Annotated in this window: 17 protein-coding genes; 8 read left to right on the plus strand and 9 right to left on the minus strand. The window is 72.5% G+C overall.

What is annotated here, in order from left to right; translation table 11 throughout:
- Window positions 1-78: 78 nt before the first annotated feature.
- Together H9623_RS09835 and H9623_RS09840 are read right to left on the minus strand one after the other, a co-directional pair.
- Entirely contained in the window at window positions 79-1,203 is a 1,125-nt protein-coding gene (locus H9623_RS09835) for a polyprenyl synthetase family protein (protein ID WP_193719876.1), read from the minus strand.
- A gap of 14 nt (window positions 1,204-1,217) precedes the next feature.
- Window positions 1,218-1,802, minus strand: coding sequence for a hypothetical protein (locus H9623_RS09840; protein WP_193719877.1), 585 nt, complete (start codon window positions 1,800-1,802; stop codon window positions 1,218-1,220).
- A gap of 110 nt (window positions 1,803-1,912) precedes the next feature.
- Here H9623_RS09840 and H9623_RS09845 point away from each other — a divergent pair, with 110 nt between their 5' ends.
- From H9623_RS09845 to H9623_RS09855, 3 genes are all read left to right on the plus strand, one after another.
- Window positions 1,913-3,100, plus strand: a complete 1,188-nt coding sequence (locus H9623_RS09845) for a DUF4192 family protein (protein ID WP_227748460.1) — start codon at window positions 1,913-1,915, stop codon at window positions 3,098-3,100.
- A 115-nt stretch (window positions 3,101-3,215) separates the two neighbouring features.
- Window positions 3,216-3,611 carry a universal stress protein gene (locus H9623_RS09850; protein WP_193719879.1) on the plus strand — a complete coding sequence of 132 codons (396 nt, stop codon included), beginning with the start codon at window positions 3,216-3,218 and terminating at the stop codon, window positions 3,609-3,611.
- Window positions 3,612-3,913: 302 nt separating this feature from the next.
- Window positions 3,914-5,485: an RNA polymerase sigma factor gene (locus H9623_RS09855; protein WP_193719880.1), complete on the plus strand. Its 1,572-nt coding sequence runs from the start codon at window positions 3,914-3,916 to the stop codon at window positions 5,483-5,485.
- Between the two features lie 310 nt (window positions 5,486-5,795).
- On the opposite strand, the gene H9623_RS09860 is transcribed toward H9623_RS09855, so the two are convergent.
- Complete coding sequence (locus tag H9623_RS09860; protein ID WP_191792029.1) at window positions 5,796-6,002, minus strand: DUF7455 domain-containing protein; 207 nt, start codon at window positions 6,000-6,002, stop codon at window positions 5,796-5,798.
- A 166-nt stretch (window positions 6,003-6,168) separates the two neighbouring features.
- Here H9623_RS09860 and H9623_RS09865 point away from each other — a divergent pair, with 166 nt between their 5' ends.
- Genes H9623_RS09865 through H9623_RS09875 form a run of 3 tightly spaced genes read left to right on the plus strand, consistent with a single transcriptional unit; the run spans window position 6,169 to window position 9,315 of the window.
- Window positions 6,169-8,295 (plus strand): DNA gyrase/topoisomerase IV subunit B, encoded by a 2,127-nt coding sequence (locus H9623_RS09865; protein WP_193719881.1) that lies wholly within the window; start codon window positions 6,169-6,171, stop codon window positions 8,293-8,295.
- Window positions 8,296-8,353: 58 nt separating this feature from the next.
- Window positions 8,354-8,761 carry a DUF4430 domain-containing protein gene (locus tag H9623_RS09870; protein WP_193719882.1) on the plus strand — a complete coding sequence of 136 codons (408 nt, stop codon included), beginning with the start codon at window positions 8,354-8,356 and terminating at the stop codon, window positions 8,759-8,761.
- Window positions 8,740-9,315 carry a DUF6580 family putative transport protein gene (locus tag H9623_RS09875; protein ID WP_193719883.1) on the plus strand — a complete coding sequence of 192 codons (576 nt, stop codon included), beginning with the start codon at window positions 8,740-8,742 and terminating at the stop codon, window positions 9,313-9,315. The genes H9623_RS09870 and H9623_RS09875 overlap by 22 nt, the downstream gene beginning before the upstream one ends.
- Window positions 9,316-9,319: 4 nt before the next feature.
- On the opposite strand, the gene H9623_RS09880 is transcribed toward H9623_RS09875, so the two are convergent.
- The 6 genes from H9623_RS09880 to metH all read right to left on the minus strand — a co-directional run bounded on the left by H9623_RS09880 (window position 9,320) and on the right by metH (window position 16,029).
- The gene (locus H9623_RS09880) at window positions 9,320-9,697 is read right to left on the minus strand and encodes a VOC family protein (protein WP_193719884.1); all 378 of its coding nucleotides are present in this window, start codon (window positions 9,695-9,697) and stop codon (window positions 9,320-9,322) included.
- 95 nt (window positions 9,698-9,792) lie between these two features.
- Entirely contained in the window at window positions 9,793-10,233 is a 441-nt protein-coding gene (locus H9623_RS09885) for a VOC family protein (RefSeq protein ID WP_193719885.1), read from the minus strand.
- 13 nt (window positions 10,234-10,246) lie between these two features.
- Window positions 10,247-10,876: a dihydrofolate reductase family protein gene (locus H9623_RS09890; RefSeq protein ID WP_193719886.1), complete on the minus strand. Its 630-nt coding sequence runs from the start codon at window positions 10,874-10,876 to the stop codon at window positions 10,247-10,249.
- Between the two features lie 93 nt (window positions 10,877-10,969).
- Window positions 10,970-11,746: a hypothetical protein gene (locus H9623_RS09895; RefSeq protein ID WP_193719887.1), complete on the minus strand. Its 777-nt coding sequence runs from the start codon at window positions 11,744-11,746 to the stop codon at window positions 10,970-10,972.
- Window positions 11,739-12,401, minus strand: a complete 663-nt coding sequence (locus H9623_RS09900; RefSeq protein WP_193719888.1) for a hypothetical protein — start codon at window positions 12,399-12,401, stop codon at window positions 11,739-11,741. The genes H9623_RS09895 and H9623_RS09900 overlap by 8 nt, the downstream gene beginning before the upstream one ends.
- Before the next feature lie 46 nt (window positions 12,402-12,447).
- Entirely contained in the window at window positions 12,448-16,029 is a 3,582-nt protein-coding gene (gene metH / locus H9623_RS09905; protein WP_193719889.1) for a methionine synthase, read from the minus strand.
- 92 nt (window positions 16,030-16,121) lie between these two features.
- On the opposite strand from metH, the gene H9623_RS09910 reads away from it, so the two are divergent.
- Entirely contained in the window at window positions 16,122-17,222 is a 1,101-nt protein-coding gene (locus tag H9623_RS09910) for a GNAT family N-acetyltransferase (RefSeq protein WP_193719890.1), read from the plus strand.
- 93 nt (window positions 17,223-17,315) lie between these two features.
- Window positions 17,316-18,140, plus strand: coding sequence for a lysoplasmalogenase (locus H9623_RS09915; RefSeq protein WP_321575376.1), 825 nt, complete (start codon window positions 17,316-17,318; stop codon window positions 18,138-18,140).
- The last annotated feature ends 81 nt before the right edge of the window (window positions 18,141-18,221 follow it).

The raw sequence follows: 18,221 nt of genomic DNA on the forward strand, positions 1-18,221 counted from the left end.
AGGGGCCCGGCTGCACGTGCAGCCGGGCCCCTCGTCGCGTGCCGGGGCTCGGTGACGAGCCCGACGACGGCGCGCGGGTCAGGCCGTGCGCTGGACGGCCGCGCGCGCCAGGTCGGCGACCGTCTCGGCGCCGGGGGACGCCAGGTCGGCCGCGTCGAGCGCCGTGAAGGCCTCGTCGGTGAGGTCGGCGATGAGCTGTTCGACCGCGGCCACCGCGCCGGTCTCGACGAGCACCCCCCGCAGTGCGTCGACCGTCCCCAGGTCGAGGTCGGGGTCCCCGAGGGACTCCAGGAGGAGCGCGCGCTGGGCCGGCGTCGCGGTCCGCAGCGCACGCGAGACCAGGACTGTCCGCTTGCCCTCGCGCAGGTCGTCGCCCGCGGGCTTGCCCGTGACCGACGGGTCGCCGAACACCCCGAGGACGTCGTCGCGCAGCTGGAAGGCCTCGCCGAGGGGCAGCCCGTAGGTGGGGACCGCGGCGAGCGCGTCCTCGGACGCCCCGGCGAGCGCGGCGCCCAGCGCGAGCGGGTGCTCGACGCTGTACCTGGCGGACTTCGAGCGGATCACGGCCCGTGCCCTGGTCTCGTCGGCGTCGAGGTCGACGCCCCACGGCACGGCCTGGGCCAGCACGTCGAGGTACTGGCCCACGGTCACCTCGGTCTGCATGTCGTCGAACAGCGTGCGGGTGCGCAGCGCGACGTCGTCGGGGACGCCCACGAGCGCGTCCCGGATCTCGGCCTGGCTCGCGATGAGGCACAGGTCGCCGAGGAGGATCGCGCTCGACGAGCCGTACTGGACGTCGCTGCCCGACCACCCGGCGTCGCGGTGGTGCTCGGCGAACGCGCGGTGCGCCGCCGGGCGCCCGCGTCGGGTGTCCGAGTTGTCCATCACGTCGTCGTGGAACAGCGCGGCCGCCTGGAACAGCTCGAGCGCGGCTCCCGTGCGGACGGCAGCGGTGCGTCGACCGTCGTCGACCTGGCCACCGTGGGCCCGCCAGGACCAGTAGCAGAACGCGGCCCGCAGACGCTTGCCTCCCGTCAGCAGGGCGGCGGTCGCCTCGGCGAGCGGAGCGGCGTCGGCGCTGATGGCGGCGAGCTGGGTTCGTTGGGCGTCGAGGAACCCGCGGAGGGCGGTGTCGACGTCGGGCCGGAGGTTCTCACGGTCGACCGGCAGGGACGGAGCGGGCGCGGGGGCGTCAGCAGGCATGAGGGCAGCCTAGGTCACGCGGGCGGGACGACCTGGCCGCTGACCGTCACGAGGCGGGCGTCCGTCGTGTCGAGCACGCCGACGAACAGGGTCTCGATCGCGCCGTCCGCGCCCACCCGGTTGAACGCGACCTGGCCGCTGAGCCCTCCCGGGGCGGACCCTGCCAGTGCCGTGAAGCCCGCGGTCGCCATCGCGCCCGCGTAGAAGTCGAGGACCTCCTGGACCGTCGTCGTGCAGGAGAGGTTGAGCGTGACCTGCCGCAGGGCGGACCCCTCGGTGTCGGTCGCGGAGCTCGCGAGGACCTGGGCGTCCGGGGGCACGGGGACGACGTCGGCGGGGAAGCCGTCGACGAGCGAGCCTGCGACGGAGGTGTCGTCGAACGGAGGCATGGACGCCTCGGGCGCGAGGGAGCCTTCCTCGGGGACGTCGACGTCGACGGCGCCCGCGGCAGGGGCACCGGACCGGTCACCGTCCGGCGTGGGGGACGTCGCGGTGCAGCCCGCGAGCAGGCCCGTCAGGACGCACACGGAGGCGAGGACGACCGGTACCGAGCGCAGCCGAACGGTCGGGCTGACGGGCGAGAGGGGTGGGCGACGCACCCCCACACCGTAGTCATTGCAACGCCCGGGGTTCGACCACAGTCCACCCGGCCGTCCACAGGACCCGGGATCCGCCCCGCACGCGCCCCGGACGCGATGAGATGCCCGGCATGACAACGACGATCCGGGCCCGCGGGCCCCGCGAGCTGCTCGCCTACGTCCCCTTCCGTCTCGGCTACCGACCGCAGGACAGCGCGGTCCTGGTCAGCCTGCGTGCGCCGCGTGGGAGGGTCGGCCTCGTCGCACGCGTCGACCTCGACGACCTGGCGGACCTCGAGCACGGGCCGCAGGTGGCCAGGACCCTCGTGGCGCACCTCTGCTCGGACGGCGCCGCCCGCGCGGTCCTCGTGGTCTACGCAGACGCCGACCTGCGCGCCGGGGGAGCGCCGGCCGCCCGCGAGCGCGCCGCCGTCGAGCACTGGACCGACGCCGCCGAGGGCGTGCTGGGGACACCCGAGGTCTGGGTCGTCACCGCGACCGGCTACCACGCCGCCGACTGCCCCGACGCGGCGTGCTGCCCCGCCGGCGGCCGCTCCCTCGAGGACCTCGAGTCGACGGAGGTGGGGGCGCACATGGTCCTCGCGGGCGCCACCGTGGCGACCAGCCGGGCGCACGCCACCTCGATCCCGGTGCTCGACGCCGTGGACCGGCGTCGGGCCTCCCGGGCAGCGGCCCGCTCGCGCGCCCGGCGCGAGGCCGCCCTCGCCACCCAGGACCTCGAGGCGCTCGCCGCCTGGCGCGCCGAGGGGCTCGTCGCGTGGCGGGAGGCCACGGGCCTCGTCGAGCGGCACCGTCGTGCGGCGGAGGCGGGCGTCGACGGAACGCGCGGAGTCGCCGCGGTCCTTCCCGCCGTGCTCCTGGGACGTCTCGAGGCGGCGCTCGAGAGCGTCCCCGTGCGCGACGCCGTGCTCCTGTCGTTCGTCGCCGGGAACGAGGAGCTCGCCTCGCTCACGGCCGCCGCCGTCGCGGGGGAGCGGGTCGAGACGGGGACCGCCTCGGTGCTCGCGGGCATCGTCGACCCCGAGGTCGGCCTGCCGCCCGAACCCGGCCGGGCTCGGTGCGCGCGCGACGTCCTCGAAGCCGTGGCGGGGGCCGGGCGACGGGGCGCGCAGGCCCCGGCACTGACGCTGCTCGCGCTCCTCGCGTGGTGGGACGGCGACGGCGTCGTCGCGACGGACCGCCTCGCCGCCGCGCTGGCGGCGGACCGGGGCTACCGGCTGGCCCTGCTCGTCGAGAGCGCGCTGGAGGCCGGGCTCGCCCCTGGGTGGGCGCGGTCGCCGGGGCGTGGGGCGAGGTGAGGATCGCGGGGTGTTCCGGTACCGTCGCACCTGCCGGGGTGGTCCCGGCTCGCGGCCCGAGCGCCCTCGCTCCACGCGCCAGCAAGCGTGCCGACAGGCATGACGGAGGATTCCCATGACGGTCGTAGTCGGCTACCTGTCCACCCCCGAGGGGCGCGAGGCGCTCTCGACCGCCGTCGACGAGGCGATCGCACGGCGGGTCGAGCTCCTGGTGGTCGTGAGCGACAAGGACGGCCGGTCCCTGCCCGAGCAGGAGGGGGAGCGCGTCGAGGAGATCGCCCGGATCACGGCCCCGCTCGACGCCGCGGGCCTGGGCCACCGGGTCGTCCCGGGCACGGGTGAGCTCGCCGAGGACCTGGTCGCGACGGCCGAGGCCCACCACGCCGAGCTGATCGTGATCGGCCTGCGGCGCCGCAGCCCCGTCGGTAAGCTGATCCTCGGATCGAACGCGCAGCGGATCCTGCTCGACTCGCCCTGCCCCGTCCTCGCGGTCAAGCCCGACCGGGCCTGAAAGGGACCGGCGCTGACCTGTGCGGCCAGAGGGGCTCGCCGGGCCGCCCGTGGGGTCGTCGTCGGGTGTGACGAGACCCATCACCCGGGGGAATCTTCGGTGCTGCCGAGGCGTTGACCAGGGGACGACATCCAGCGGGATGGACGTGTGCAGGCCTGTCGGCGGCAACTCACCCGCGTCGTGACAGTCTTCACCGGCGCCCGTCGACGGTTCGGCCGGTACAATATAGGTGTCCGCACATGATCCGAGAGTCCTCCGATCTCCCGGGCACGCCCCTCCAGTGATTGCCGAAAGGTCGGTTTGTGGCGCCCTCTTCACAGAACCCCGCTCTCCCGCACGAGTTCGAACACCCCGCCCTGCAGGACCTCCTGCGCAAGGGGAGTGAGAACGGTCGGGTCGACGCCGAGAGCTTCCGCAACGCCTGCGAGAGCGCGACGATCGGCGACCCCAAGCGACTGAAGGCCGTGCTCCGTGCACTGGCCGGTGCCGGTGTCGAGGTCGAGATCCCCGTCGCGACCAAGGTCGCCGCCGCCACCTCCTCGCGCTCCACCACGACGTCGCGGGCGGTCAAGCCCGCGACCAAGAAGGCGACGACCCCCCGGGCCGGCGCCGTCACCACGACGCGCACGGCGGCGGCCACGGCTGCGGCCGAGGCCGACGCGGCGGACGCGGCGAGCGGGGACACCCCGGCACCCGCCGCGAAGGCCCCCGCGACGCGCAAGCGTGCCGCGACGGCCAAGACGGCCGCGCCCAAGGCTGCGGCGACCACGCGACGCAAGCGGGGCGCCAAGGACGACGAGGACTCCGAGGAGGTCGTGGTCGAGGACCTGGTCGAGGCCGACGAGGACACCGAGACCGCCGCTCCCGCGGCCAAGTCGGGCGAGGAGCCCGACGAGTCGCGCGGCTTCGTGTACTCCGACGCGGACGACGACGACGCCCCGGCGCAGCAGGTCGTGACCGCGGGCGCCACGGCGGACCCGGTCAAGGACTACCTCAAGCAGATCGGCAAGGTCGCGCTGCTGAACGCCGAGCAGGAGGTCGAGCTCGCCAAGCGCATCGAGGCCGGCCTGTTCGCCGAGGAGCGCCTGGGCTCTGGTGACACGTTCGAGCCCAAGCTGCGTCGTGAGCTCGAGTGGATCTCCTCGGACGGGCGCCGGGCCAAGAACCACCTGCTCGAGGCCAACCTGCGTCTGGTCGTCTCGCTCGCCAAGCGCTACACGGGCCGCGGCATGCTGTTCCTGGACCTGATCCAGGAGGGAAACCTCGGTCTGATCCGTGCGGTCGAGAAGTTCGACTACACCAAGGGCTACAAGTTCTCGACCTACGCGACCTGGTGGATCCGTCAGGCGATCACGCGTGCCATGGCCGACCAGGCGCGCACCATCCGCATCCCGGTGCACATGGTCGAGGTCATCAACAAGCTGGCCCGCGTGCAGCGCCAGATGCTCCAGGACCTGGGCCGCGAGCCCACCCCGGAGGAGCTCGCCAAGGAGCTCGACATGACCCCCGAGAAGGTCGTCGAGGTCCAGAAGTACGGCCGCGAGCCCATCTCGCTGCACACGCCGCTCGGCGAGGACGGTGACAGCGAGTTCGGTGACCTCATCGAGGACTCGGAGGCCGTGGTCCCCGCGGACGCCGTGAGCTTCACGCTGCTCCAGGAGCAGCTGCACCAGGTGCTCGACACGCTCTCCGAGCGCGAGGCCGGCGTGGTCTCGATGCGCTTCGGCCTGAGCGACGGCCAGCCCAAGACGCTCGACGAGATCGGCAAGGTCTACGGCGTGACGCGTGAGCGCATCCGTCAGATCGAGTCCAAGACCATGTCGAAGCTGCGTCACCCGAGCCGCTCGCAGGTCCTGCGCGACTACCTGGACTGATCGTCCCGGCAGCCGCCACCCGCGGTGCCGAGAAGGCCCGCACCCCGTCCGGGGGGCGGGCCTTCTCGCGTCGTCGCCCGGGTTCGTCCTCCGCCGGTGCGTCGAGGCCGGGAGGGGCGTGGTGCCGTCGGGCGGGGAGGCCCTGGGGCGACGGCCCGCGCCGTCGGGCAGACGCAGGCCCGACGGCGGAGCGCGTGCCCCGCTGACGCCTCACCCTCGGGTCGTCGCCGGGGACGAAAGAACCCCGGCCGGTGAGGTCACCGTCCGGGGTTCAGGAGTGCGGCGCGCTGCGAGCGCGCGCCGGGTCGCGTCAGCGGGCGCCGTGCTCGGCGAGCAGGCGGTCGGTCTCGTCCTGGACGTGCGTCGCGATGTCTGCGAAGGCAGCGGCGTGCGCGCGGGCGTGGTGGGCGCAGAAGAGCAGCTCCCCACTCGGCATGGTCACGCGCACGTACGCCTGGGCGCCGCAGCGGTCGCAACGGTCGGCCACGGTCAGCGGTTGAGTCGTCGTAGCAGTCACGTGACCATGTAATCATCTCGCCGCGGGTTCCTCGTACCGAAAAGGCCCGGGTTCGCTACCCGCGTAGCCGCGCGGTCCGGGGAATACGTCGGGGTCGTGTGGAGGTCGGGGCCGCACCGGCCCGGCGGGCGGGGAGTGTGGGCGGCAGCGTCTAGGCTTTCCCTTCGTGACGACCACCTCTGAGTCCAGCTACACCGCGCGGCACCTCTCCGTCCTCGAAGGGCTGGAGGCCGTCCGCAAGCGACCCGGCATGTACATCGGGTCCACCGACTCGCGCGGACTCATGCACTGCCTGTGGGAGATCATCGACAACTCGGTCGACGAGGCCCTCGCCGGCAACTGCGACGCGATCGAGGTCGTGCTGCACGCCGACACCTCGGTGACCGTCAAGGACAACGGTCGCGGCATCCCCGTGGACATCGAGCCCAAGACGGGCCTCAGCGGTGTGGAGGTCGTCTTCACCAAGCTGCACGCGGGCGGGAAGTTCGGCGGCGGTTCCTACACGGCGTCGGGCGGCCTGCACGGCGTGGGGGCATCGGTCGTCAACGCCCTGTCCTCGCGCCTCGACGTCGAGGTGGACCGCGGTTCCAAGACGTACCGCATGACGTTCCACCGCGGCGAGCCCGGCGTCTTCGCTGACCCCAGGACGGGTCCGGACCCGGACGCGGCGTTCACCCCGTTCGTCGAGCGCTCCGAGCTGGCTGTGGTCGGCAAGGCTCCGCGCGGCAAGACGGGTACGCGCGTGCGCTACTGGGCGGACCGGCAGGTCTTCCCCAAGTCCGCGGTGTTCTCCTACGACGAGCTCGTGACGCGCGCTCGCCAGACGACGTTCCTGGTGCCCGGTCTCAAGATCACGCTGCGCGACGAGCGCGGCCTGGCCGGGACGCCCGGAGCCGACGGCCCGGTCGAGGAGAGCTTCCAGCACTCGGGCGGCACGGTCGACTTCGTCGACTTCCTCGCCCCCGACCCCGCGGTCACCGCGACCTGGCACCTGACCGGCTCGGGCACCTTCAAGGAGACCGTGCCAGTCCTCGACGACCGCGGGCACCTGACCTCGCAGGAGGTCACGCGCGACTGCGAGGTCGACGTGGCGCTGCGCTGGGGCACGGGCTACGACACCGAGCTGCGGACCTTCGTCAACATCATCTCGACGCCCAAGGGCGGCTCGCACCTCGCGGGCTTCGAGGCCGGGCTGCTCAAGATCCTGCGCAAGGGCGTCGAGTCCAACGCGCGCCGCCTCAAGGTGTCCACCAAGGACGCGTCCGAGCGCATCGAGAAGGACGACGTGCTCGCCGGCCTGACCGCGGTGCTGACCGTGCGCCTGGCCGAGCCGCAGTTCGAGGGCCAGACCAAGGAGGTCCTCGGCACGGCCCCCGTGCGGGCCATCGTGGCACGCGTCATCGAGCAGCAGCTCGGTGCCATGCTGACGTCGACCAAGCGCGACGAGAAGACGCAGGCCTCGCTCCTGCTGGACAAGGTCGTCGCCGAGATGCGCGCACGTATCACCGCGCGCAAGCAGAAGGAGATCTCGCGGCGCAAGAACGCCCTGGAGACGTCCTCGCTGCCGTCCAAGCTCGCGGACTGCCGCAGCGACGACGTCGCGCGCAGCGAGCTCTTCATCGTGGAGGGCGACTCCGCGCTCGGTACCGCCAAGCTCGCGCGCAGCTCCGACTTCCAGGCGCTCCTGCCCATCCGCGGGAAGATCCTCAACGTCCAGAAGGCCTCGGTCACCGACATGCTCCGCAACGCGGAGTGCGCCGCGATCATCCAGGTCATCGGGGCGGGCTCGGGCCGGTCGTTCGACCTCGAGGCCGCGCGCTACGGCAAGGTCGTGCTCATGACGGACGCCGACGTCGACGGGGCGCACATCCGCACGCTCCTGCTCACGCTCTTCTTCCGGTACATGCGCCCCCTCGTGGACGCGGGCCGGGTCTACGCGGCCGTGCCGCCGCTGCACCGCGTCGAGGTCATCGGCGCGGGCTCGCGCAAGAACGAGTACATCTACACGTACTCCGAGGCCGAGCTGCGCGACGTCCTCAAGAAGCTCGACAAGTCGGGCAAGCGCTACAAGGAGGACATCCAGCGCTACAAGGGCCTGGGGGAGATGGACGCCGACCAGCTCGCGGAGACCACCATGGACCCGCGTCACCGCACGCTGCGACGCGTCACCGCCGAGCACGCCGAGTCGGCCGAGCGGGTGTTCGAGCTCCTCATGGGATCGGACGTCGCGCCGCGCAAGGACTTCATCATCGCGGGGGCCGCGGGGCTGGACAGGGCGCGCATCGACGCCTGACGTCCCGTCTGCTGGGCGGTCGTCCCCCCGTGGGGCGACCGTTCGTAGACTGCGCGGTGTGAACCCCCAGACTCTTCGTGCCGGCACCTCGGCACGCTCTCTGACCGCCCTGGCCTCCCTCCTGCTCGCCGTCGGCCTCCTGGCCGGTTGCGGTACGGCCGACGAGGCTCCGGCGGACGACACCTCTGCCTCGTCCTCGGTCGCGTCCGACGACGCTCCCGAGCTCTCCTACGAGGGCGTGGCCGGGAAGACCGCGCTCGAGCTCCTCGTCGCCGCCGACCCGACCGCCATCGTCCAGGGCGAGGGCGAGAACGCGTTCGTCACCGGCATCGAGGGCCGGGAGGCGCAGGAGTCCGCCAAGGAGTTCTGGGCCCTGTACGTGAACGGTGAGATGGCCCAGGTCGGTGCCGGCTCCCTCGTGACCGAGACGGGAGACGAGATCACGTGGAAGCTCGAGACCTTCTGACCCGTTGGTGGCGCCCAGCGCTCGCCGTCGCTGTGGTGGCGCTCGCCGTGGTGTTCCGCCTCGTGCGCGAGGAGATCGGCGCACCGCCCAACCTCGAGCTCGTCACCTCGGCCGCGTTCGCCGCCGCGGTGCTGGTGCGGCATCGCCTGGCGTTCCTGGCTCCGCTGGTCGTCGTCGTGGTGTCGGACCTCGTGCTCGGCAACACGTCGATCGCGCTGTTCACGTGGAGCGCCTGGCTCGTGATCGGGCTCGGGGCGCTGCTGACCCGGAACACGTCGGGGTGGGGACGGCTCGGTGCCGCCGCCGGGCTGGGCGTGGGCGGGTCGCTGTGGTTCTTCCTCTGGACCAACTTCGGCGTCTGGTTCCAGGGGCGCGGGGTCTGGTACCCGGCCGGCTGGGACGGGCTCGTGGCGAGCTACGTCGCCGGGCTGCCGTTCCTGCGCACCATGCTGGTCGGGAACCTCGTCCTGCTGCCGCTCGTGGCCGCCGGAACGCTGCTCGTGGAGCGGCTCGAACGGTCGCACGGGTTGGTGACGGCGCCTCAGGCGGCGTGACCCGTCAGGGGTCGAGGCGCCTGCGCAGGAGGCAGAACTCGTTGCCCTCGGGGTCGGCCAGCACGTGCCACGGCTCCTCTCCCGTCTGCCCGACGTCCGCGTGACGTGCGCCCAGCGCGAGCAGACGGTCGAGCTCGGCGTCCTGGTCACGGTCGGTGGCGTTGAGGTCGATGTGCAGGGGGAGCTTGCCGGTCTTCGGGTCGTCGCTGGGGCTCAGGACGATGGTCGGCTGGAGGCCGCCGAACCCGACGTCGGCCGGGCCGATCTCGATCGCCCCGTCCTCCCGCCCGAGCTCGACGTAACCGAGGACACCGCTCCAGAACCGCGCGAGCAGCTCGGGGTCGGCGCAGTCGAGGACCAGCTCGCTGATACGTGATGTCATGCCTCGCAGTGTACGAAGGTGACGATGGTCACGACAGGCGAGGTCCGGCCGCGAGGGCGGCGCTCAGGCACGCGGGCGACGAGGCGCGCCCCTCGTCATCCGAGCTCCTCGGCCAGGGCGACGATGATCCCCTCCGGTCCGCGGAGGTAGCAGAGCCGGTAGGCGTCCTCGAACCGGGCGATCTCGCCCACGAGCTCGGCCCCGTGGCCGCGGAGCCGCTCCACCGTGTCGTCGATGTCGTCGACAGCGAACATCACCCGGTGCAGCCCCAGGGTGTTCGACGGTGCGGTACCCAGCCCGACGTCGACGGGGGCCGGTGACCGGTAGCTGGCCAGCTCGAGCCGACCGGGGCCGTCGGGGACACGCAGCATCGCGATCTCCGACCGCATCTCGTCGAGGCCGACGACGCTCTGCGCCCAGGCGCCCTCGATGGGGGTCCTGCCCTCGAGCTCCATGCCGAGCTCGACGAAGAACGCGATCGCCGCGTCGAGGTCGGCGACGACGATGCCGACGTTGTCCAGGCGCTGGATCACCATGAGCCGTCCCGTCTCATCCGGCCGTGCCCCCGTCGGTCGCGGTCATGTCGCCCGTCGCGGGCGTGCCGTCCGCAAGGCCGTAGCGCAGCATCACGGTGCCCGCAGGGCTGGCCGCGGGCGGCTCGAGGAGCGTGAGGTTGGTGGGCACGGCACCGCCGTCGAACACCGACTTCCCGACACCGAGCACGATCGGGTGGACCCACAGGTCGAGGCGGTCGAACAGCTTGTCGCGCAGCAACGACTGGACCAGGTCCAGGCTGCCGACGACCTTGACGTGCTCGTGCCGGTCACGCACCTCGCGGACGGCCGCCGCGAGGTCGCGGCCGAGCAGCGTGGACCCCGCCCAGGACAGGTCGGGTGTCCCGCGCGACGCGACGTACTTGGGGATGCGGTTGAAGAGCGTGCCGAACTCGTCGTCCTGCCGAGGCCAGTAGGCGGCGAAGATGTCGTAGGTGCGGCGTCCGAGCAGCAGGGCGTCGGTGCCCTCGTACGCGGCCGCGACCTGCGCCCCGGCGACGTCGTCCAGCAGAGGAGCCTGCCAGCCCCCGAACGGGAAGCCGTTCTCCGGGTCCTCGTCGGGACCACCGGGCGCCTGCCCGACGAGGTCCAGGGTCGTGAACAGCTCGATCTCGATCGATCCCATGATGCGCTCCGGTGGGTCAGTGGCGTGGTCAGGGGGTAGACCGGACGGCGGGGGAGAACTCATCGCCCGGACACGGGTGTCCCTGTCAGCTTGCTAGCCGGCTGCGAGGATGCGCAAGGCCGCCTGGCCGTCGCGTCGTGCCTCGGCGGGGATCGCGGCCCAGGACCGGGCATGGTGCGGAAGAGCGTTGACCAGGGTCTGGACGCGCCGTCGGTCAGAGCCCGTGAAGAGCGCACGCTCGGTGAAGGGGTCGTCCAGGCAGCAGAGGAGGGCGGCGGCGTCCTGGAGGTGTCGCGCCGGATCGCGCGAGTCCGTCTGGTACGCGGCAGCCTTGAGGACGAGCGCGCCGAAGACGCCGGGAACGCTGATCGTCGTGGCGCGCGAGGGTGTGATGGACAGGTGAGCGTTCACGGTGCGGCGCAGAGCCTGTGTCCCACCCTCGATCGTGACCATCTCGCGTCCCCGTAGCGTTCCGAGCAGCCGCGGTGCAGCGTGGTCGGCGACGAGGACGTCCACGACATCGATGCTGCCCACGAGCACGTCGACCGTCTCGGACCCTCGAACGAACCGGTGGGCGGTGCGTTCGCGTGGATCGAGAGGAGTGAGCATCGCGTATCCCAGGCTCTCCAGCGCGTTAGCGGCCGCCGTGGCGACTCCCCGGGTGGTCTCCACGTGCAGCACGATGTCGACGTCGTTGGTCGGTCGGACCACGTCGAGCCCGTGCGCGATGCTGTGGAGCTGAGCCATGAGGCCGCCGACCAGTGTCCACGTCGTGTGGGGAAGCGCTGCCTCGATCTCCGCGACGTTCGGCCACGGCGTGCCCCAACCACCGGACGGTGTGGGGACGGCGATCGTCGGCCGGTCAGCCACGAATTTTCTCCAGCGCACGCGCGAGCGCGTCGAGTCCGGCTCGGCGCTCGCGAGCGTCGAGCGACTCCCCGAGGCCGAGCGCGGCGAGGATCACGTCGGTGCTCGCCAGGCGCCGCACGATCTCGAGGGGAAAGTCGGTTGCCCGCAGGATGTAGCGGCCCATGTCGTCGGGCACGAGCGCGAACCGCCGTGCTAGGTCGTCGATCTCCTCGGCTGCCACGTACCCGTCGACGTCGTCGGACTGCGCGAGTCCGAGTCGTGTCGCGGTGTCGCGCGTGTCGACGATCTGCGTCCGCACCCGTCCGGCGGCTGACGGATGGCCGGTGAACCGCGCGGTTCGAGCGCGACCCCGGGTCAGGGCGACGAGGCCTTCCGCGGTCGTCGCTCGGAGCCGCGCTCTCAGCCTGGACCGTTGGGTCGAGCCCATCCATGACGCGTCGACGCCGGACAGGATCGCGATCGCGCCCCAGGCGGTCGGAGCGGCCCACGGGCGAGAGCGCGCGCGCCCCCGCACTGCGAGGAACCGGTCCACCGACCCGGAGTCGATCGCGCCGCGCGCGAGGCCGGTCAGGTCGCCTTCGGCGACGAGGTGCTGCACCTGACGTACCGATACCCCGAGCTGTCGCGCGGTGTCGTGGACATCGAGGATCGCCATGACAGACAATCTCGTCTATGCGAAGTTGAATGTCAACGGGAGCGGGTCACGCGCTGAAGTACTTGGCCTCCGGATGATGCAGCACGAACGCGTCCGTCGACTGCTCGGGGTGCAGCTGCAGCTCGTCGGACAGCACCACACCGACCCGCTCGGGCTTGAGCAGCTCGACGACCTTGCGGCGGTCCTCCATGTCGGGGCACGCGGGGTACCCCAGCGAGAACCTCGCTCCGCGGTAGTCGAGGTCGAACATCCCTTGGACGTCCGAGGGGTCCTCGTCGCCGATTCCCAGCTCGGAGCGCACGCGCGTGTGCCACATCTCGGCGAGCGCCTCGGTGAGCTGCACGGACAGGCCGTGCAGCTCCATGTACTCGCGGTACCTGTTCGCGGCGAAGAGCTTGGCGGTGTGGACGTCGACAGTGTCGCCCACGGTCACGAGCTGGACGGGCAGGACGTCGTAGCGCCCGGTCTCCTCGACCCAGGAGCGGGGCTTGACGAAGTCGGCGAGGCACAGGTGCCGGTCGCGGCGTTGCCGGGGGAACGTGAAGCGCAACCGCTCGGTGCCCGCCTGGCCGCCCGAGCCGCCGTCGGGCGCCCCGATGCCCGCGAGCCCCGGTCCGTGGTGCGCCACGACCACGTCGTCGCCCTCCGACCACACCGGGAAGTAGCCGTAGATCACGGACGGGTCGACGATCCCGTCGGTGCGGATCTGCTCGAGCCACGCGTTGAGGCGCGGGCGCCCCTCGGTCTCGACGAGCTCTTCGTAGGAGGCTCCGTCGTCGCCGCGACCGGGCTTGAGCCCCCACTGGCCCATGAACGTGGCCCGCTCGTCGAGGAACGCGGCGTAGTCGGCGAGCTGGATGCCCTTGACGATGCGCGTGCCCCAGAAGGGCGGGGTGGGCACGGGGGCGTCCGCGGCGACGTCGGACCGGGCGGGCAGGTCCTCGACGGGGGTCTGCGTCACGGTCACGGTCGCGTGCCGGCGCTTCTTGAGGGGAGGCAGCCCGACGGCGTCGCGCGCCTCTCCCCGCGCCACGCGGACGAGCGGTTCCATGAGCCGCAGACCTTCGAACGCGTCGCGTGCGTAGCGGACCTCGCCCGGGAAGATGCCCGCGAGGTCGTCCTCGACGTACGTGCGGGTCAGGGCCGCGCCGCCCAGGAGGACGGGCCAGCGGGATGCGAGCCCGCGCGTGGCGAGCTCCTCGAGGTTCTCGCGCATGACGACGGTCGACTTCACGAGGAGCCCCGACATGCCGATCACGTCGGCGTCGTGCTCCTCGGCGGCGTCGATCATGGCGCCGATCGACTGCTTGATGCCGATGTTGACGACCGTGTAGCCGTTGTTGGTGAGGATGATGTCGACGAGGTTCTTGCCGATGTCGTGCACGTCGCCGCGCACGGTCGCCAGGACGATGGTGCCCTTCGAGGAGTCCTGGCCCTCGACACGTTCCATGTGCGGCTCGAGGAGCGCGACCGCGGTCTTCATGACCTCGGCGGACTGCAGCACGAACGGGAGCTGCATCTCGCCCTTGCCGAACAGCTCGCCGACGACCTTCATGCCCTCCAGGAGGTGCTCGTTGACGATCTGCAGGGCGCCCAGCCCGGAGGCGAGCGCCTCGTCGACGTCGGCCTCGAGGCCCTTGCGCTCACCGTCGACGATGCGCCGTTCGAGGCGTGGGCCCACGGGCAGCGCGGCCATCTCGGCCGCACGCGCGTCCTTGAGGGCCGCGGAGTCGACGCCGGAGAAGAGGTCGAGCAGGTGGGCCAGGGGGTCGTGCGTGAGGTTGCCCTCGGCGTCGTACGCGCGCTTGTCCCACACGAGGTCGAGCGCTGCCTGTCGCTGCTCGTCGGGGATCGAGGCGAGGGGCAGGATCTTCGCGGCGTGCACGATCGCGGAGTCCAGCCCGGCCTGCGTGGCCTCGTCCAGGAACACCGAGTTGAGCACGGTGCGGGCGGCGGGGTTGAGGCCGAACGACACGTTGGAGACGCCTAGCGTGGTGTGCACGCCGGGGTATCGCGCGACGAGGGCGCGGATCGCCTCGATCGTCTCGATCGCGTCGCGCCGCGTCTCCTCCTGACCCGTCGCGATGGGGAACGTGAGGGTGTCGACGACGATGTCGTCGAGCCGCACGCCCCACTCGTCCACGAGCGTGTCGATGAGCCGCGACGCGATCTCGACCTTCTTCGACGCCGTGCGGGCCTGCCCCTCCTCGTCGATCGTGAGCGCGATGACCGCGGCGCCGTGCTCCTTGACGAGCGGCATGATGCGTGCGAACCGTGACGTGGGCCCGTCGCCGTCCTCGAAGTTCACCGAGTTCACGACGGCGCGCCCGCCCACCAGCTCGAGACCCGCCTGGATCACGGCCGGCTCGGTCGAGTCGATCACGAGGGGGAGCGTGGACGCGCTCGCCAGGCGCGAGACGACCTCGCGGGCGTCCGCGACGCCGTCGCGCCCCACGTAGTCGATGCACACGTCCAGCAGGTGGGCGCCGTCGCGCGTCTGGGCGCGCGCGATCTGGACGCACTCCTCCCAGTTCTCGGCGAGCATCGCGTCGCGGAACGCCTTGGAGCCGTTCGCGTTGGTGCGCTCGCCGATCGCGAGGAACGCCGAGTCCTGGTGGAAGTCGACGTGCGAGTACAGGCTCGCGACGCCGTTCTCGCGCGCGGGGCTGCGCGGGGCGACCGGACGGGCGCGCACGGCCTCGACGACCTGACGCAGGTGCTCGGGCGTCGTGCCGCAGCACCCGCCCACGAGCCCCAGGCCGAACTCCGTGACGAACTGGGTGTGGGCCGCCGCGAGCTCGCTCGGCGTGAGCGGGTACGAGGCCCCGTTCGCTCCCAGCACGGGCAGTCCGGCGTTGGGCATGCACGTCACCGGGATCTCGGCGTGCTTGGCCAGGTGGCGCAGGTGCTCGCTCATCTCGGCAGGACCCGTCGCACAGTTCAGCCCGATCGCGTCGACCCCGAGCGACTGGAGCGTGGTCAGCGCCGCGCCGATCTCCGACCCCATGAGCATGGTGCCCGTGGTCTCGACCGTGACCTGCACGATGACCGGCACCGAACGCCCGACGTCGCGCATCGCCGCGCGCGAGCCGTTGACCGCCGCCTTGGCCTGGAGCAGGTCCTGGCTCGTCTCGACGAGGATCGCGTCGACGCCGCCGTCGAGCAGGCCCGCGGCCTGCTCGGCGAACGTGTCGCGCAGGTTCGCGTAGGTCGTGTGCCCCAGGCTCGGCAGCTTGGTCCCCGGGCCCATCGAGCCCAGGACCCAGCGCGGCTGCTCGGGCGTCGACCACGCGTCGGCGCGCTCGCGCGCGATCCGCGCACCGGCCGCGGCGAGCTCGCGGATGCGGTCCTCGACGTCGTAGTCCGACAGGTTGGACCAGTTGGCGCCGAACGTGTTGGTCTCGACGCAGTCCACGCCGACCGCGAGGTACGCGTCGTGCACGGCCGCGATGATGTCGGGGCGGGAGACGTTGAGGATCTCGTTGCAGCCCTCGAGCTGCTGGTAGTCCTCGAGGCTCGGGTCCTGCTCCTGGATCATGGTCCCCATGGCGCCGTCGGCCACGACGACGCGGGTGCGCAGGGCCTCGGAGAAGGCGGCGGATCGGGCGTCGGCGGCGTCGTGGGACATGAGCGGCACTGTAACGCCGGGGGTCGCGGCGCCGTCGGGCCGTCCGCGAAAACAGGGTGCCGCGTCCGGCGCGGCGACCTAGCGTGGTGCGCATGACCTCCGCTCCCACCACCCGCCAGCCGCTCGCCCCGATCGCCGAGCGCGCCGCCCCACCCGCCGAGGTGCCCGTCCCGCAGGTCGACGGCCTGACCTGGCGTCCCCTGGCGGTCGCGGACGCGCCCGCGCTCTTCCGCCTGGTCTCGGCCGTCGAGGAGCACGACCAGCACCCGTTCCGCACGTCGCTCGAGGAGACCGAGGAGATCTTCGAGGGCGACTGGCGCGACCTGCCCCGCGACACCCTCGTCGGGCTCGACGCGGACGGTGAGCCGCGCGCCTACGCGTCGGTCGACACCCGCCCCGGCGACACGACGGTCGTGCGGGCGTTCGTCCAGGGCGCCGTCCACCCGCAGTGGCGGGGACGCGCCGTCGGGCGTCAGGTCCTCGCCTGGTCCACCGCCCGTGCCCGCCAGCTCCTCGCGGCCTCGGGCAAGGAGCTGCCCGCGCGGATCGCGGGCTACGTCCAGGACGACGACGCGCCCGAGCGCCGCCTGTTCGAGGCCGCGGGCTTCACCGCGACCCGCTTCTACTCGACCCTCCGACGCGACCTCTCGCTACCCGTCCCGGAGGTCACGCTGGGCGAGGGGCTGCGCGTCGTGCCGTGGACGCCCGAGCTCGACGAGGCCACGCGCCTCGCGCACAACGACGCGTTCCGCGACCACTGGGGCAGCGAGCCCGCGACCCCCGAGTCCTGGGTGCACGGCCGCAGCATGTTCGCACCCGAGTGGAGCGTGCTCGTCGTCGACGACACCCCCGCCACGAGCACCGGGCCCGACGGCGTCGCTCCCCGCGCGAGCACCGGGCCCGACGGCCCCGTCGTGGCCGGGTACCTCCTGTCCGGGCGCTACGAGCAGGACTGGCCCGTCGCTGGGTACTCGAGCGGGTACACCGAGACCCTCGGGGTGCGCAGGGACTACCGCGGGCGCAAGATCGCGGTCGCGCTGCTGAGCGCGGGCATGGCCGCGTACAAGGCGGGCGGGGTCGAGTACGCCGAGCTCGACGTCGACACCGAGAACCCGTCCGGGGCCCACGGGCTCTACGCGAGCCTCGGCTACGAGAAGAAGGACGGCTCACGGATGTACTCGATCGAGCTCTGAGGCCCTACCGTGTTCCCAGGTCGGCGCGGCAACGGTGCCGCGCTGCTGGGGCGCCCGGGGTCCGGGACGCCCCCTGCTTCGAAAGGGAGCACCGTGGTCGCCTCGATCTCGCGCGTCTCGCGCACCCCTGTCCCGTTGACGTCGCTGTTCCGCCGCCCCCTCGCGGCGCTCGCGGCCGGGGCGTTCCTCCTGCTGTCGGCCGTGCACCTGACGGCCCACCTGGCCGGGGCCGAGCAGGTCGCGACCGTGACCCAGTGGTTCGTCGTGCCGCTGCTCGCGCTCGCGGTGTGGGCGGCGACCGCCGGGCCGGCCGCCGCGCCGACCGCCGGGCCGACGACGAGCACCGCACGACGCTCGCGGCTCGTGCGCTGGACGCTCGTCGCACTGACCTTCTCGTGGCTCGGCGACTCCGCGCCCGACCTGTCGAGCGGGGACGCCTCGTTCCTGACCATGGTCGGGTTCTTCCTGCTCGCGCAGCTCGCCTACGTCACCGCGTTCTGGCCCCTGCGGGCCCGGAGCGTGCTGCGCCGCCCGCTCCTGCTCGTGCCGTACGCGCTCGCTCTCGTGGTGCTCGTGGCGCTGTGCGCCCCGCACGCAGGCGCGCTGCTGCTCCCCGTCGTGCTCTACGGCGTCTGTCTCGCGTCCATGGGGGTCCTGTCGACCGGGGTCGACCGGGTGGCGGGGCTCGGCGGGGCGATCTTCCTCGTGTCCGACGCGCTCATCGCCCTCGGCGCGTTCGTCCCCGGCTTCGAGGTGCCCGGGCCGCTGTCGTCGGGGTTCTGGGTCATGCTCACGTACCTCGCGGGGCAGGCGCTGCTCGCGGTCGGGATCCTGCGCCGGGACGTGCGCGACCGTGCCGGTGCGGACCTCTCCGGGGGGCCCGCCGGGGGCGGTGCTCCGACCGCGCCCGCGGTCTGACGCCGGCGAGCGGCCCCGGCACCAGCACCGACGGCCGTGGGGCCGACCGGACGGATCCGGTCGACCCCACGGCCGTCGGTG

Origin of the sequence: Oerskovia douganii (assembly GCF_015142735.1) — a bacterium.
GTDB classification, from domain to species: domain Bacteria; phylum Actinomycetota; class Actinomycetes; order Actinomycetales; family Cellulomonadaceae; genus Oerskovia; species Oerskovia douganii.

Excerpts from the sequence above, each read along its gene's own strand:
- H9623_RS09835 (WP_193719876.1), bottom strand. The coding sequence starts at position 1,203 with ATGCCTGCTGACGCCCCCGCGCCCGCTCCGTCCCTGCCGGTCGACCGT.
- H9623_RS09910 (WP_193719890.1), top strand. The coding sequence starts at position 16,122 with ATGACCTCCGCTCCCACCACCCGCCAGCCGCTCGCCCCGATCGCCGAG.
- H9623_RS09845 (WP_227748460.1), top strand. The coding sequence starts at position 1,913 with ATGACAACGACGATCCGGGCCCGCGGGCCCCGCGAGCTGCTCGCCTAC.
- H9623_RS09850 (WP_193719879.1), top strand. The coding sequence starts at position 3,216 with ATGACGGTCGTAGTCGGCTACCTGTCCACCCCCGAGGGGCGCGAGGCG.
- H9623_RS09890 (WP_193719886.1), bottom strand. The coding sequence starts at position 10,876 with ATGGGATCGATCGAGATCGAGCTGTTCACGACCCTGGACCTCGTCGGG.
- H9623_RS09885 (WP_193719885.1), bottom strand. The coding sequence starts at position 10,233 with ATGGTGATCCAGCGCCTGGACAACGTCGGCATCGTCGTCGCCGACCTC.
- H9623_RS09900 (WP_193719888.1), bottom strand. The coding sequence starts at position 12,401 with ATGGCGATCCTCGATGTCCACGACACCGCGCGACAGCTCGGGGTATCG.
- metH (WP_193719889.1), bottom strand. The coding sequence starts at position 16,029 with ATGTCCCACGACGCCGCCGACGCCCGATCCGCCGCCTTCTCCGAGGCC.
- H9623_RS09880 (WP_193719884.1), bottom strand. The coding sequence starts at position 9,697 with ATGACATCACGTATCAGCGAGCTGGTCCTCGACTGCGCCGACCCCGAG.